Origin of the sequence: Paenibacillus sp. FSL H8-0548 (assembly GCF_038630985.1) — a bacterium.
Classification (GTDB): Bacteria; Bacillota; Bacilli; order Paenibacillales; family Paenibacillaceae; genus Pristimantibacillus.
Map to the genome: position 1 here is coordinate 2,468,070 of NZ_CP152049.1, position 15,550 is coordinate 2,483,619.

The window sequence follows — 15,550 nt, forward strand, 5'->3', positions numbered from 1 at the left end:
GAAGCTCGAAAGAGGGGAGGAAACCGCCATTCTCAGACGAATATGGCCTAGCAATCGCAGCATCATTGTGAATTGGTTGATTTCCTATGTAGCGGTTTTATTTGTTCCGATCGTGATCAGCGGGGTTATTTATGTATCTACCATGGATATTGTCAAGAATGAGATAAATCGCGCAAATGAGTCAACTCTTGTTCAGATGGAGCAGGCGATTGACAGCAAGCTTCGAGGTATCGAGCGAATAAGCGTGGAAATATCGTTGAACAAGTCGATCGCCGATTTCACCCATGCTGAGCGCGAGCTTACAGACAGCGATCATTACGAGTTGTTTTTAATTGCGAATAGCTTGCGCGTGTATAAGCTGGCTAATGAATTTATTGAGCAAATTTATATTCGATATGAGAACAGCGATACGGTCATCTCTCCTCAAGAGCGCATAGACAGCGAAACATTGTTTGCCTTATTAAAGCAACGAGAAGATATGAGCGCAACGGAGTGGCAAAACATATTCAATTCTCGCTATATCCAAAGCTACACGCCTGTACAGTATGAGTCAGACGATAAAAAGCTAAATTCGGTGTTATTTGCCAGGTCCATTGCTTTGCACAATCCTGGTCAGCCAAGCGATCTTATTCTGATTATCATCAACGATGCCAAGCTGCTCGAAAATTTTACGCCTGCGGAGGGCTCCTCTGTCGTTATATTGGATGAGAACAATCGGATTATCGCATCAAGCGCGAGCAGCGGATTAACGGCAAACCTTAGGTATGATCTCTTAAATGCGGATAGAGGCGTGCTGTATAATAATGAAGGAAATAATGAGCTGGCTGTTTCCTATACGACCTCGTCCGTGACAGGCTGGAAGTATATAACACTGACGCCGGCTAAGGTGTTCAATCAGAAGATGGAGGACATGAAGCGTTTAATTTATTTAAGCGTATTTTTATGCCTCGTTGTCGGCGGCGTTGTTTCTTATGTATTCATGCGTATGAACTATAATCCAATCAGCCTGCTTATCAGCCGGTTTTCCAACAAGGCGGGTGTCGCATTTGATGGCAGCTCTAATGAATATTTATTTCTGGAAGAGACGATTAATAGCGCCTTTAATGAAAAGGAAGAAATCAGCAAGCGCTTGAAGCGTCATAACGATGTGGTCCGCTCGCATTTTCTATCCGGTCTGCTCAAGGGGCGAGTGGAAACTAGCGTGCCGCTCCATGATTCGCTTTCAGCTCATGCGATAGATTTCAGCAGTCCATTGTACGCGGTGATTCTCTTTTACATTGAAGATTATGGGAAATATGGCAGTGATGAAGGGACGCTTGAAGGCTCTTCGAAAAAACGGCTGCTCCATTTTTTTATAACGAATGTGGTGGAAGAGACCTCAAGAGAAAATAATGATGCCTATATGGTTGATATGGATGACTCTTTAGCTTGTATTATTAATTTCCGCGGAGATAATGAGGAATTGAATCGAAGCGAGCTCCTGAGAATCGCTGATTGCGTCAAGTCATTTCTGCTTAGACATTTGCAGGTGCATCTCACCATTGCCGTGAGCGATATACAAAGGGAAATATTCGGGATCGCTAATGCTTATCAAGAGGCGATGGAAGCGCTGGAATACAGCATTGTTCTTGGTAATGGCGAGACGATACCCTATGCAGCTTTAAAGCAATCCGAGCATGATAGCACAATGAGCGGTTACTATTATCCATTAACGATCGAGCAACAGCTCATTAACTTTATGAAGACAGGGGATTTTGAAAAGTCGGAGCAGCTGGTTGAAATGATTTTCAATAAAAACTTTGGTCATACGCCGCTGTCAGCACCGCTCGCCAAATGCTTGATGTTCGATCTCATCAGTACGATGATGAAGACGATCGAGGATATGAATGCGATAAGCAAATCGATCTTCCTTGATCAGAGTAATCCAGTAGATAAATTAATGAACTGCCGTACGATTAAAGAAATGAAGCAGCAGCTGATGGACGTGCTTCAGCAGGTGTGCGCCATGATTGAGAGCGGCCGCAAGCAGGAGAATCAGCTGATTTCTCAGGTCGTTGAATTTGTGAAGGCGGAGTACAGTAATGAAGGGCTGAACATTTCGATGATCGGGGATCGCTTCGAGCTTACTCCTTCTTATTTATCCAGACAATTCCGGGATGCGACAGGGGAGACGCTTCTGGATTTCATCAATAAGACGCGTTTAATGGACGCGAAGCAGATGCTGTTGTCGAATAAATGCCCTGTTAATGAAATATCCCGAGCGGTTGGCTACGGCGACATCAACACCTTTAATCGTATATTTAAAAAGTTTGAAGGCGTTACCCCAGGTAAATATAGAGAGATGAACGAAGCCGCTCCAGTTCGCTAGAGCGGCTTTCTCTTTTACACCTATGTTATGAATTTAATGATCGTTCATTTAAGCTTTTAACGGTTGTTTTACGTTTTGATGATTTATTTATCGCTGTGAAATGGCTAATAATTGTCGTAGAGTGCACTCACCAATAATGATCAAGGGGGATTTCAATGAAAGTACAGTCCAGCTCGTTAAAGAAAAGCAGCAGCATCCTAATTTCTATTGTTCTTGTTTTCGGTATATTAGCAGCATGCTCAAACTCGAATCAGTCTACAAATAGCGGCAATAAGTCTCCGAAGGAAACAAGTCAGCCTGCAACAACAGCACCTTCGGGTGAGCCGGCAGGCGTATATCCAGTGGATACGAAGGAATCGATCACTTCTTGGGAAGAGGTCAATGATAATTTGATTACCTTTTATTCCAATTTAGCAGATTCGCCGTTCGGCCAGCAATTAGAGAAGGAAACAGGCATTAAGGTGAAATATACGCACCCTGCCAGCGGACAACGCAAAGAGCAATTCAACCTGATGATCGCTTCGAATAATTTGACGGATGTCATTGAAGTGGACTGGACGAAGGAATATCCAGGCGGTCCTGAGAAAGCGATTAACGACGAAGCCATCATACCGTTAAACGATTTGATTGATCAGCACGCTCCTAACTTGAAGAAACTGCTTAATGAAAATCCTGACCTTGATAAGATGATGAAGACGGATAACGGCACCTATTACGTATTTCCGATGATTCGCCCGGACAACGGCCTCGTGTTCCGCGGTCCAATTATCCGCAAGGACTGGCTTGATGATCTGAAGCTGGAGGTTCCGACGACCATTGACGAATGGTACACCGTTTTGAAAGCGTTTAAGCAAGAGAAGGGAGCAACGGCTCCGTTGACGGCTTTGTACAATAATGAAGTCAATTTGCAGGATGCTTTCATTGGTGCTTACGGAACGGCGAATCGTCATTACATTGACGATAGCGGCAAGGTGCAATATGGTCCGATTGACCCTCAATTCAAGGATGCGCTGGTTTTGCTGCGTAAGTGGTATGAGGAAGGACTGTTCGATAAAGATTTTTCATTGAATACAGAAACGAAGGCGCTTGATGCAAAAATGCTGAGCGGAGAGTCCGGTGCAACGGTTCATCTTATTTCCGGTGGTCTCGGCAGATGGATGGAGACCGGCAAGAAGAGCAACGAGAGCTATCACCTGGTTCCTGCTCCTTATCCAACCTTGAATAAAGGTGAGCGAGCATTTATCGGTCAACGCAGCTTTGAATTTAATCCTTCTGCAAGCAAAGCGATTACAAGTGCTGCGAAAAACCCGGAGCTTGTCGTAAAATGGCTTGATTATGCCTACAGCGAGCAGGGCGCATTATTGTTCAACTTCGGAATTGAGGGCGAAAGCTACACGATGGCGAATGGCGTTCCAACATTTACAGATAAAATTGTTAAAGATCCTCAATATAATTTACAGCAAATGGTGTCGCAATTTACGAAGCCGAACGGGCCTTTCCTTGGTGATTCAAGAAAAAGCTTCAATACCTTCCCTGAGATGGATGACGCAGCTGTCGTATGGGGGGAGACTGACGCTCTGAAACATATGCTTCCAGGCTTCCTTACACCAACGATTGAGGAGAGCCAAGAGATTGCAAAAATTTTAACTGCAGTAACGAGCTATAAGGAAGAAATGTTCATGAAGTTTGTAATGGGGAGAGAGCCGCTGGAGAAATTTGATGACTATACAGCGCGCATTAAAACGATGGGCATTGACCGCGTAACAGAAATTTATCAATCGGCACTCGATCGTTACGAAGCAAGATAATGAATCGGCAAGACTGTGGATGAAGAGCGCTGGCGGTACTGGTGCTGATGTTTGCGCTAGTGCCGCTGCGTCATCCACAGCCTAATTGCCCAGGATGGAGAGGAGCTATTATGAAGGCTAACGTTATCATGCACGTACTATTCGATGTACGTAAAAACAAATATTTATATATGATGCTTCTCCCGTTGATCGCCTATTATCTTTTATTTCATTACCAGCCGATGTATGGCGCTATTATTGCTTTTAAAGATTTTTCACCGCGGCTAGGCATTATAGGAAGCCCGTGGTCAGGCTTGGGGCATTTTGTTGATTTTTTCCAGGGTGCTTATTTTTGGAGAACGATTCGCAATACGTTTATGATCAGCTTCTACGATTTGATTTTCGGCTTTCCTGCACCGATTATATTGGCGCTTCTGCTCAATGAGGTTAAAGCGCAGCTGTTCAAAAGGACCGTTCAAACGATTACTTATTTGCCCCATTTTATATCGCTTGTCGTCATTTGCGGTATGATTAAGGATTTTACGTCAAGCAGCGGCGTTATTAATGACATCATTGCTTTTTTCGGTGGCGAGCGCATTTCTTTGCTTCTGGAGCCGAGCTTGTTCAGAACGATTTACGTGTCTACAGATATATGGCAGAGTATCGGCTGGGGAACGATCATCTATTTAGCGGCGCTGACAGGCATCGATCAAGAGCAATATGAGGCCGCGAAGATCGATGGAGCGGGAAGATGGAAGCAGATGATGCACATTACGATTCCGGGCATTATGCCGACTATTATGGTGCTGTTAATTTTAAATTTGGGACGTATGATGAATCTCGGCTTTGAAAAAATTATTTTGCTGTACAATCCCGGCGTGTACGAGACTGCTGACGTTATTTCATCTTATGTTTACCGGGTAGGGCTGCAAGATTTCAATTATAGCTTCAGCTCGGCAGTTGGTTTATTCAATTCAGCAATCGGATTTATTCTCGTTATTTCTTCTAATTGGATTAGCCGCAAGCATAATGATACAAGTCTATGGTAACAGGGAGGTTTGGATGGTGAGAACAGAATCTTGGGGCAACAGGCTGTTTGATATTGGAAACTATATCTTTCTAATTATGCTAATGGTTGTAACGGTATATCCATTAATGTATGTCGCTTTCGCGTCGGTCAGCGATGCTTCTCAACTGATGGCTCATAAAGGAATGCTGTGGAGACCGCTTGGTTTCTCCTTCGAGGCATATAAGAATGTTTTTCGAAATCCGATGATAAGCTCTGGTTATTTGAACACTTTGTTTATACTCGTCTTTGGCTTGGGCGTTAACATTTTATTAACGTCCTTCGGGGCATATGCGCTGTCGCGCCGAACGCTTGCTTATCGCAAGCAAATTATGCTGTTTTTCGTATTTACGATGTTTTTCAGCGGGGGACTCATTCCATTTTATTTTGCTGTTATGAATCTTGGTCTTCGGAACTCGCTTTGGGCGCTCATAATCCCAGTTGCAGTCAATACGTTTAATCTCATCATTATGCGGACGGCGTTTGAGGGGATTCCGGTAAGTCTGGAGGAGTCAGCGAAAATGGACGGCGCTAACGATTTCGTTATCTTGTTTCGAATTATTTTACCGCTCTCGCTGCCGGTTGTAGCTGTTATTCTGCTTTATTACGGGGTCAGTCATTGGAATGCTTGGTTCAATGCTTCCATCTTCCTGCAGGATCGCGATCAATATCCACTGCAATTAATTATGCGTGAAATTTTGCTGCAGGGCGAGGCAAGCGCAATGGCGGAAGGAGCAGCGATGGAGGATGTGGCGATGCTCTCGGCAACGTTGAAGTATGCAACGATTATGGTGGCGACGGTGCCGATATTGCTGGTCTACCCATTCTTGCAAAAATATTTTGTTAAGGGTGCGATGATCGGTGCGATTAAAGGTTAAATAGAGCGTGCCACCGGGAGGAGGGATTTCGGTTTGGAACATATGAGCCAAGAAACCAGCGCTGTGCGGCTTATTCAGGATTGGGAAAGTTTTCTTGACAAGCATGATATGGATTGGGTTGTCAGGCCTCTGTCTTGGGAGACAGGAGCTTTCCTAGGAAATGGGACAATCGGTGGAATGGTTTATGGGGAGGAGCATTCAAGTCAGAGGGGGCTGCTGCGGTTTGTGCTGGGCCGTACAGATGTAACTACGAATGATACTGGCGGCAGCATGAGCTTTGATCCTCGTGTGCCTGTCGGAGAGCTTCATCTTAAGCTTGAAGGATGGGTTTATCAGCCGACTGCTATGAGGCTTGATTTATGGAATGCTGAGCTTCGTGCTGACATCACGACGACGAAGGGCGAGGTGCGGCTGCGCGCTTTCGTCCATAGTGAAAAACCGGTGCTGTGTATCGAGCTTGAAATGTCAGAGGGTGAGCGGAATACCGTCATTAAATGGGTTCCGCACACAGAGCTGCCTGCAGTTCTGAAGCATTCTGACGGTATTAATGTGAATCAATATAAACCAGATACAGAGGTGGAGCGGCTGCAACTGCATGACGTGGAAGTGGGGCTTCAGCGCTATGGCAGCGGAACAGGCTGCGTCACGGCATGGAAGGAGCAGACGCTCTCTGATGCTTGCAAGGTTGCATGGTTCTCCTTAGTGAACGGCTGCGAGGAATCGGATTGCTTGCGAGCTGTGCAGGAGGTTCAAGCTGCGGCAGCCTGCACATTTGAAAATTGGATAGGCACGCATCGCGATTGGTGGCATCGGTATTATGAGCAGAGCTTTCTGTCTATTCCCGATGCGCAGCTGGAGAGCTTCTATTGGATTCAAATGTATAAGCTTGCGTCAGCTGTGAGGGCGGATGCGCCGCTGCTTGATAATACAGGTCCATGGCTGACGACTACACCTTGGCCGGGCGCTTGGTTCAATATGAATGTGCAGATGAGCTATTCTCCGGTATATACGGCTAATCGTCTAGAGCTGGGCGAATCGCTTATCGGAGCACTGAAACGCAATGAAGAGAGCTTGATTGCGAATGTAGCAGAGCCTTATCGATTCGACAGCGCTGGTCTGGGCAGAAGCAGCGGTCCTGATATGAGAAGTGAAGTTGATGATGAGATCGGCAATTTGACCTGGATTTGTCATAATATATGGCGGCATTACCGTTATTCGATGGATGAGTCGCTGCTGCGGGATATGCTGTATCCCCTGCTAAAGAGAAGCGTTAATTATTATTTGCATCTGCTTAAGGAAGGCGAGGACGGCAAGCTGCATCTGCCGCCGACAATATCACCGGAGTACGGCTCCTTCAAAAGTTTAAAAGCTGCAGATTGTCATTATGATCTTGCTCTTCTGCGCTGGGGCTGCACGACGCTGCTTGCTGCTTGTGAGCGGCTGCAGCTAGAGGACAGCAGAGCAGATTGCTGGAGAGATGTGCTCGATCGATTAGCGCCGCTGCCGATCGACGATACCGGCTTTCAAGTGGGCAAGGATATGCCAATGGCCTTCGGGCATCGACATTTCAGCCATATGCTGGCCGTATTTCCGCTCCATCTCGTCTCGGGCGAGAAGGAAGGGGAATGGGAGCTTATTTACAGGTCGCTGCAGCATTGGCTAAGTCTAGAGGGGGATCTGCGCGGCTTTAGCTTCACCGGCGCAGCTTCTATTGCAGCGACATTGGGACTTGGGGATGTGGCGCTGCAATGTTTGCAGACGCTGCTGCTCATGATTACGCCGAACACGATGTATAAGGAAGCGGGACCCGTAATTGAGACACCGCTTGCAGGAGCGGAAGCATTACAGGATATGCTGCTGCAAAGCTGGGGGGATCGCATTCGCGTATTTCCAGCTGTGCCAAAGGAATGGCAGGATGCAGCCTTTCATAATTTACGGGCTGAAGGCGGATTTCTAGTCAGCGCGGTTAGAAAAGAAGGGAAGACCAGCTTCGTTCGAGTAAAGAGCTTGGCGGGAGAGCCGTGTTTGATTCAATCAGATTTGCCGGAGCAAGGTGCCGTGAGGGCGATTCGAGTGGTAAACGGGACAGCGCTTGGTGATGCCTATGTGATGGACTGCGAGGACAATAAGCTCGTTCGTCTGCACATGCAAGCAGGAGATGAGATCGTTCTATATAGCGGCGATCAGATGCCTCAGTTGACGATTGCGGCGGTAAAACACAGCAAGCCAATTTACAATTATTATGGGGGGCGTACGCCATGGCGGCAATATGGGATAGTCTTCTAATTCCGCGGGTAGAGAGAATGATGGAGCAGATCGGAGACAAGTCTCCGCATAAAACAATTGATGGCGTATATGATCATATGCGGCTGGATTGGTGGACTTCTGGATTTTGGCCTGGCATTCTATGGATTATGTATGATATGACTGGCGATGAGCGGTATCGCGAGCATGCATGGGGATGGGACGGGAAGCTGGAGCAATGCTTTGTAACGGAATCCAATTTGCATCATGATGTTGGCTTTCAATTTTTGCCGACAGCTGTGATTAAATATAAGCTTACCGGAGATGCGGATGCGCTTCGAAGAGGGCTGGCGGCCGCGAACTTCTTAGCGGGAAGGTTTAACTTGGCCGGGCGGTACTTAAAGGCGTGGAATCAAGAGTTTACAGGCTGGGCGATTATCGACTCCACGATGAATCTATCGTTATTATTCTGGGCCTCCGAGCAAACAGGAGATCCAAGATACAGACATATTGCGGTCGCTCATGCAGATACCGTGCTTGAAAAATTTATGCGGGCGGATGGCTCCGTCTGTCATATCGCAAGCTTTGATGCGGAGTCAGGCGCATTTGTGGAAGAGCTTGGCGGCCAGGGCTATGCTCCTCAATCAGCTTGGAGCAGAGGGCAGGCATGGGCTTTGCACGGTTTGGCGAATAGCTATCGTTACACGGGTGAGCAGAGGTTTTTGCATGCTGCTCAAAGAATCGCCCATTATTTTCTAGCTGCGTTGCCGGGGGATCATGTTCCGCCCTGGGATTTTCGAGTGCCTGATACTGACCGAGAGCCGAAGGATACTTCGGCGGCAGCCTGTGCTGCCTCTGGCTTGCTGGAAATCGCGGCATGCCTGCAGGAGCCTGAAGCGCTGCTTTATGCGGATGCGGCAGATCGCATATTGCAATCATTGACTTCACGATATACGACATGGACGCAGGAGGATGAGCAAGGGCTGCTGAGACAGGGGACAGGCCATCGGCCTGCCGGTCAAAACGTAAATGTTTCCTTAATATACGGCGATTATTTTTATGTAGAAGCACTCGCGAAACAGAATGGCTGGAGAAACCGAATCTTCTGAAGGAGCGAATGGGACACAAGGCTTCGCCGATGCGAAGAACACGTAGAATCAACGGATACCTTAGCAACAATGGAAAAATAAACAGTCCATCCGTTTCAAAAGAAAGGGAGGCCATCCCGAGCAAGCATTCGAATGCTGCTGCGGGATGGCCTCCCTTTGATTCATTGAAGCTCGAGCAGACGGATGAGAACAGTAATGGCCTCGGCACGTGTAGCGGTTTCGTTAGGGGCAAAGCTGTTATGATTACGTCCCACGAATAGCTTCAGCTCTTGTAAAATACCTACTGCTTCTAAAGCCCAGCTTGGAATGTCGGCTGTATCGCTGAAATTAGGCGTAGGGTTAGATGCGGTGTCTGCAGGATAAGCGCGCATCATCATCACGGCCATTTCAGCACGGCTGATCTTTGCATGAGGACGAAGGGTCTGATCCTCATAGCCCTTTAAAATGCCTGCTTCAACCGCAGTCAGCAGCTGCTCTGCTGCCCAGCTTGGAATGTCCTGCTGATCCGCAAATTTCACTGCTGATGCTGTCGGTTCCAAACCTAAGGCTCTCACTAGAAATACTGCGAATTGAGCTCGTGTAATTGGCTCGTCTGGCTTAAAGGCTCCATCTGGAAATCCGCTTGAAATACCTAGCGCAGCGGCTTTTATTATCGCTGCTTCAGCCCAATGCTTGCTGATATCGTTCAGATGGCTAGCTGTCTCTTCTTCTTCTGCTGATTCACCAGAATCCGGAAGGGTGGGGATGCTGCCACCTGGATTACCGCTACCGCCGCCGGTTGATACTGGGCGCTTAACCATAATCGTATAGAGCTTGCTTCCAGAAATCGGGACTGATACTTGAATCGTAATGACGCTGCCATTCTGGGCAATAGTGAGCTGCTCGCTTGGCTGTCCGCTGATGACAGGTTTAGGCTGGCTTCCGTCCACGCTGACCGTTATTTGTGCTGTTGCGGAAACAGCGGTCGGGGTGATAGACAAGCTGCTGATCTCAGCAGGCAATGTCATCGTATAATAGGCAGTGTCGCTGTCGAAGCTCGGTTGAAGCGCTGCGCTAGAATGAATGGTTATGCTGCTAAGACCTGTTTTCTCGATGACGACTGGCGGTGTAGTCGAAGCTTGCGGTCCGACGTCTGCTGCCGTCAACGGCCTGTTCATCACACGGAGGCCTGGGTTATATTCATCTGCACCTGCGTCAGGAATATATCTAGGCTGCCCGTCGATATCCTCCCATGCATAATGAGGAGCGACTGCCGCATCAACCGCAGGGCTAAGCGCCGAGAGTCGGATTAGACCATCATTGCTGCGGATAAGCTTCAGCGCCTCATGACGAACAGCGTTTGTCACAAGCGCATTATTGGAGACGGCAGCAATTCCGTCTACAATATTTCCTGCATATTGCGGACGCTCATTAGGCGACATTCCCATGACTGCATTAGTTTCGTTAAAAATATTGCCTGCGTTGCTAAATACAATATTATTGTAAATTTTGGTGCCGACAGGCTGATAGGTTCGTCCTCCAAGCGCTATGCCTGTCGTGCCATTGCCTACGTTGACGATCGTATTGTGATAGATCTCGACATTGTATTGCCGCCAATGGCCGCGCAGCAGCTCTGTGCGTTCAGCAACCGGAAGATCGTTAAGGCGTGCAGATTGCTCGGAAGCGCCTCCCCATCGAACGATCGGATTAGTACCCCCGTCTCCGCTGTCGTCGTGCGTGCCGCCGTCAAGACGGATGATCCGGTCGGTTAATGCCTCCATGTAATTGTTGTATATTTTATGGCCATTGCCGTAAATGCGGAAACCGCTTCGTCCTGGCGTTATACCGTCGCCGATAATGAAGTTGCCGTAGAAGCTGTTGCGGTTGCCGTGACGTGACACGATACCGCCGTATGAATTAAGTATCGTATTGTACCTTACGATATTGTCACTGCTTTTGACCGAAATGATTTCATCCTCGCCGTCCAGTCCGTCGAATAAATTGTGTTGAATGGTGACGAAGCCGGAATTTAACGAAAGGCTCGAAAGTCCAAGACGAATCGCCTCAAGACCGTTGCTGACTCGTGGACCAATGCTGTGAAAGTAATTGTATTCTATAATATCGTATTGAGAAATGGATTCGCCGCTATGGCCTGCTCCGTCGTAAATAACAACGGCTCCAAATCCGCGTTTAGGACCGATTTCATTATAGCTGATTCGATTATGACTGCTGACGCCCTCCACACGAATAAAATGACGATGCGTTCCATTAGTGATAAGAAGTGAATCGTTCGTGTAAGGTGTATCGCCAGTATAGACTGGAGCTTCTGGGTTGTACTCGGAGCCGCTTATTCTACAGCTGCCATCTATGCCGATTAAGCACCAAACATTGCCCTCATTCGATGTGAATTGATAAGGCTGTCCTGTGTCATTGAGCGCAAATGTATTGCGCATGATGGAGGTGTAGCTGCTGCTGTACAGCTGTACACCGGGATGAACGCCTGTCAGCACTCGGCTGCCTAGACCTCGATCATTCAGTGACTGTGCGCCTGCCGCGGAGCCGATTCCGTTGTTGAAGGTAAGACCAGACACTTCAATATAGCTGGAGCCTTCAATATGGAAGTAGCTGTCTCCGGTTATGACTGCTCCTCCAATTTCTGCGGCGGTAATCTTAATTGGAAGAGCAGCGCTTCCGTGCTTATTCAAAATTACAAATGGGCCAGCTTGCTCGTATTGACCGTTTTGAAGCTCGATAATCATACCAGGCGCAGCCTGATCGAGCGCTTGCTGCAATTCAACTGCCGTATTGACTGATACATGCGTCATATCCGGCAAAGGAAAATCGTCCTCATCGTTATCTCCCGCTTGAGGAGGCCCTCCCGGTTCATCCGGCTCATCAATTTCTGGAGGCGTTCCGATATACAGCTCCATTTCCATCATACTATTCCAATTCCCGCTGCTGCCGCTGGCATTGTTCCCATAGCCAACTAACCGAAAATAGCGAGCAGCTACAGGCTGTTCTGCAACGTAAGGCTGCATAATGGAATCGTTAGACTGAAGCAATCTGCTGTCACGTTTCTTCATCACGACAGTGCTTTGCGTGAAGCTGCTGTCATTGGAAGCCAGCAGCTCAAAGCTGGAGTTGCGCTCTCTGGCATTTAGAAATGCGATTTGTACATAAGTGATGGTCTGTGGCTGCCCAAGGTCGAATTGGACCCATTGACCACTTCCTGATGCCGACCAGCGGCTCTCCATGGCAGCTTCATCCTCGCCCCAAATGCCGTCAACTAGGTTAGTTGGAGCGAAGCTCGTATTAGGCTGAAAACTGCTTGCTGCAACACTGCCTGCATGCAAAATAAGTTTGCCGCTTGGTTCAATCACAAGCGAGCGAATAACTTCCAAGCTGTACTGGTTCATTGCTCCATTGCCGTTATCGAGCTGGATGGATAGTCGATTAACGCCGGGCAGCAAAGGAATATTGGCTGCATCGGCTATCACTGTATTGATGTTTTCATAGTTGGAAAGCTTGATCGCAACACTAGCTGGAGAGCTTGTTGTTGAATTAAGCCGTATGCTGCTTGTGTCATGTGTCACAATAGCTGAGTAGCCGCTTGTCTCATTTGGATCAAAGGTTTTATTCATCGGTATTTGAACACCGCCATTCCATATCTCTAGTGATGATAGCTGAGTCTCAGGAAGCATCTCAGCGAAAGTAAAATATAGTCCGTCTGCTAAAGAGATAGTAGCAGCGTAATAGGAATTGCCATGCAGTGTAATAGGGGAGAGGATTGCAGTGCTTCCATTTGCAAAGCTGCTGTCATTGCTTGTGATCAGCACGCCGCCAAGCGGAACCATGCTTTGGGGCACAGCGATTTGAACTTGGCCTGTGCTGTTAGTGTTTTGAGCTTTCCATGTGCGCGCCAATCGCAAGTAGCCGTTCCCGTAAGGAATTCTCGGACCAGTGTCGCCGTTATCTCCCCACATTAAATATTGCTTGTCGGATAGGGGCTCGGCTGCAGTGACGATAATTTGTTCGCCGGGTACTCCCTTGCTGCTGCGGCTCTGGGCAAGGCTGAGCGCGCCTTCTTGATCCGTTGCAATACCTGCGACATTATTTGTGAAGCCTGCGTTAATAGTTGAATCCCATACGCTCAGAGGCGCGTTGCCTGCAGATAAGTAGCTGCCGGATTCTAGTGCAAGACCGTATTTGATAGCTAAGTAAGAATCTACCTGCCTTCGTTCAATTTCTGTTAGCGCTGAGGCGTAGACGATTAACTCACTAACGAGTCCGTTGTAGCCTGATCCTCCCGCCGCCGCCGATCCGAGAGACATTTCTCCATTTGATTTTCCTATAATAGGCAGACGAGGAGATGTCGATTGCAGTACGGCTGTTCCATCGCGATAGATCGATTGGTAGACGGATTGCGAGATTGTCGGATTGGCTTCAAAATGAAGACCCCACAGATTGTATTCAGAAGGAAGAACCTGATTAACCGCTTGTGCGCGAGGGATGCCTGTGCCGCTGGGCATTGTTCCTGCATCCCAAAACACGGTACCTTTACCGAGGGTTGAACCAGATGTATGCGGAATATGCGCATTGAAGGAGCCAGATGTCAGTGATTCGGAGAATACCGATGAGTTGGCGATCGATGGAGTCCCGCCAGACACTAGAAAAACATTAGCCGAGTCGACCTCCTCCATATTACTGAAAATACCGTCGCTGTCTTGAAGAATGCTGCCTCCGCTGCGTACAAATTGAACTGCAGGCTGATAATTGAGCCCTTCATGCGAGGTTATATATTGCGGCTTAGGTCGATCCGCTATATTTGTGATCGTACCGTCATTAATAAAATGATTGCCATTGCCGCTGCTATCCTCCCATCTGCTGATTTCTTGATTTTCCGCTGCAGTAACGTTGCCCGAATCGGCATTCAGCCACAGCTTCACATTTTTGTTTACACCGCCGGGCGTTCCCGTCTCTGCAGGGGAAGCCTGCGCAATCTGTAACGGTTGCGACATCAACGGCAGCACACTTAAGACTAATAATAAAGAGAGTCCGATATGAACTGATTTTGACAATGAACGACCACGTGCTCGTTTAAACATGGTTCTCACAGTAGCCCACCTTTCTCAAACCTTTTCTTTTCATTAATAAAAAAAAGCATGCGCTTACAACTATACTGCTGTGAATATCACCATCCTTCTACGCTATACTCACGCCCATTCCATTGTCTTATATACAGCTGGAGGGTGATATTGTCAAAATGTAAAAACAGTATTCGCAACCGTAAATCCGGCTCGTTAGAAAGTGAAATGTATACTCAAAAACTAGCTTTAGAGGAATGAATGTTCGCTAACAGATAGGTGTTATTTCGTAAAGGCGGTTGAGAGTTTCCGGATTGATAGAGGCACGAAGCCCGCCAGATGTCCAATGAGAAGGAAGCTGTCATTAGCTGCTTTGGGCGAGCACTTGGCGGGGATGAGCGGACGGTAGCGGGAGAGAGCGAAGGAGTGGGGGTTCTCGCGGAGTTATGTGTTGCGGATTGAGAAGAGGGCGCTGATGAAGCTGTATCATGAGTTTTATATGGCGAAGCGATGAGATAAAGGCGAAGGCTTTCTTATCATTCACAGGAAAAATACTTTAAACACGCTAGAATTCAACGTGTTTTTTTGTTGTATAGGAAACTATACATTCTCCGAATCTGTTGATCATGATGCTTCGGCAGCAGCCAGTGAGGAGATAACGAAAGCTAACGGAAGCCAGCGACGCTAAAGTTGCATTTTGGGTTAGCCTCACATTTTAACGGAACAGGGAGACGCTATTCCGCAGAAATGAAGCGAGATCGGGCATGTAGGGGGCAAATAGAGGCCTGTGCTTCCGTTAGAATCTTGAAACGAAAAATAAAGGCGATTTAGCGTCTGTGGTTTCCGTTAGAAGTGTGAGCTGACGCGTCTGCGATGTGCAATCATCCGTAAGGGTGATTTTGTTCTACGCTGAGATAAAGAACTTGATCATACAAATAACCGAGGAATGAAGCAAATGGATTATTGGGTGGACATCGCTCAATATGTCAAAAATGAGGATGAAACAGCGACATGTGATCAACCACGTGTCTTATC

The 15,550-nt window shown here is 47.5% G+C and carries 7 protein-coding genes and 1 pseudogene; 7 read left to right on the forward strand and 1 reads right to left on the reverse strand.

From position 1 onward, the window contains the following. Nucleotides 1-67 precede the first annotated feature (67 nt). The 6 genes from MHI37_RS10360 (at nucleotide 68) to MHI37_RS10385 (ending at nucleotide 9,452) form a co-directional block, all read left to right on the forward strand. A complete protein-coding gene (locus MHI37_RS10360) occupies nucleotides 68-2,368 on the forward strand; it encodes a helix-turn-helix domain-containing protein (protein WP_256709628.1) in 2,301 nt (766 codons plus the stop codon). 155 nt (nucleotides 2,369-2,523) lie between these two features. Next, the gene (locus tag MHI37_RS10365; protein ID WP_076334901.1) at nucleotides 2,524-4,176 is read left to right on the forward strand and encodes an extracellular solute-binding protein; all 1,653 of its coding nucleotides are present in this window, start codon (nucleotides 2,524-2,526) and stop codon (nucleotides 4,174-4,176) included. Between the two features lie 110 nt (nucleotides 4,177-4,286). Continuing rightward, complete coding sequence (locus tag MHI37_RS10370; protein WP_076334902.1) at nucleotides 4,287-5,204, forward strand: ABC transporter permease subunit; 918 nt, start codon at nucleotides 4,287-4,289, stop codon at nucleotides 5,202-5,204. Nucleotides 5,205-5,217: 13 nt separating this feature from the next. Further along, nucleotides 5,218-6,099: a carbohydrate ABC transporter permease gene (locus tag MHI37_RS10375; protein ID WP_076334903.1), complete on the forward strand. Its 882-nt coding sequence runs from the start codon at nucleotides 5,218-5,220 to the stop codon at nucleotides 6,097-6,099. 42 nt (nucleotides 6,100-6,141) lie between these two features. After that, nucleotides 6,142-8,385 carry a glycoside hydrolase family 95-like protein gene (locus MHI37_RS10380; protein WP_076335025.1) on the forward strand — a complete coding sequence of 748 codons (2,244 nt, stop codon included), beginning with the start codon at nucleotides 6,142-6,144 and terminating at the stop codon, nucleotides 8,383-8,385. After that, nucleotides 8,358-9,452, forward strand: a complete 1,095-nt coding sequence (locus MHI37_RS10385; RefSeq protein WP_076334904.1) for a glycoside hydrolase family 88 protein — start codon at nucleotides 8,358-8,360, stop codon at nucleotides 9,450-9,452. Before MHI37_RS10380 ends, MHI37_RS10385 begins: the two co-directional genes overlap by 28 nt. Nucleotides 9,453-9,613: 161 nt before the next feature. Here the strand turns inward: MHI37_RS10385 and MHI37_RS10390 are convergent, their stop codons facing one another. Next, on the reverse strand, nucleotides 9,614-14,536 hold the full coding sequence (locus MHI37_RS10390; protein ID WP_076334905.1) for a chondroitinase-B domain-containing protein: 4,923 nt from the start codon (nucleotides 14,534-14,536) through the stop codon (nucleotides 9,614-9,616). A gap of 327 nt (nucleotides 14,537-14,863) precedes the next feature. Here MHI37_RS10390 and MHI37_RS10395 point away from each other — a divergent pair. Continuing rightward, nucleotides 14,864-15,029, forward strand: a pseudogene (locus MHI37_RS10395) (sigma factor-like helix-turn-helix DNA-binding protein); the annotation flags it as partial. Nucleotides 15,030-15,550: the final 521 nt, after the last annotated feature.

Bases quoted from the DNA above. Each gene is read 5' to 3' on its own strand.
- MHI37_RS10365 (WP_076334901.1), top strand. From the start codon at position 2,524: ATGAAAGTACAGTCCAGCTCGTTAAAGAAAAGCAGCAGCATCCTAATT.
- MHI37_RS10385 (WP_076334904.1), top strand. From the start codon at position 8,358: ATGGCGGCAATATGGGATAGTCTTCTAATTCCGCGGGTAGAGAGAATG.
- MHI37_RS10380 (WP_076335025.1), top strand. From the start codon at position 6,142: ATGAGCCAAGAAACCAGCGCTGTGCGGCTTATTCAGGATTGGGAAAGT.
- MHI37_RS10390 (WP_076334905.1), bottom strand. From the start codon at position 14,536: ATGTTTAAACGAGCACGTGGTCGTTCATTGTCAAAATCAGTTCATATC.
- MHI37_RS10375 (WP_076334903.1), top strand. From the start codon at position 5,218: ATGGTGAGAACAGAATCTTGGGGCAACAGGCTGTTTGATATTGGAAAC.
- MHI37_RS10370 (WP_076334902.1), top strand. From the start codon at position 4,287: ATGAAGGCTAACGTTATCATGCACGTACTATTCGATGTACGTAAAAAC.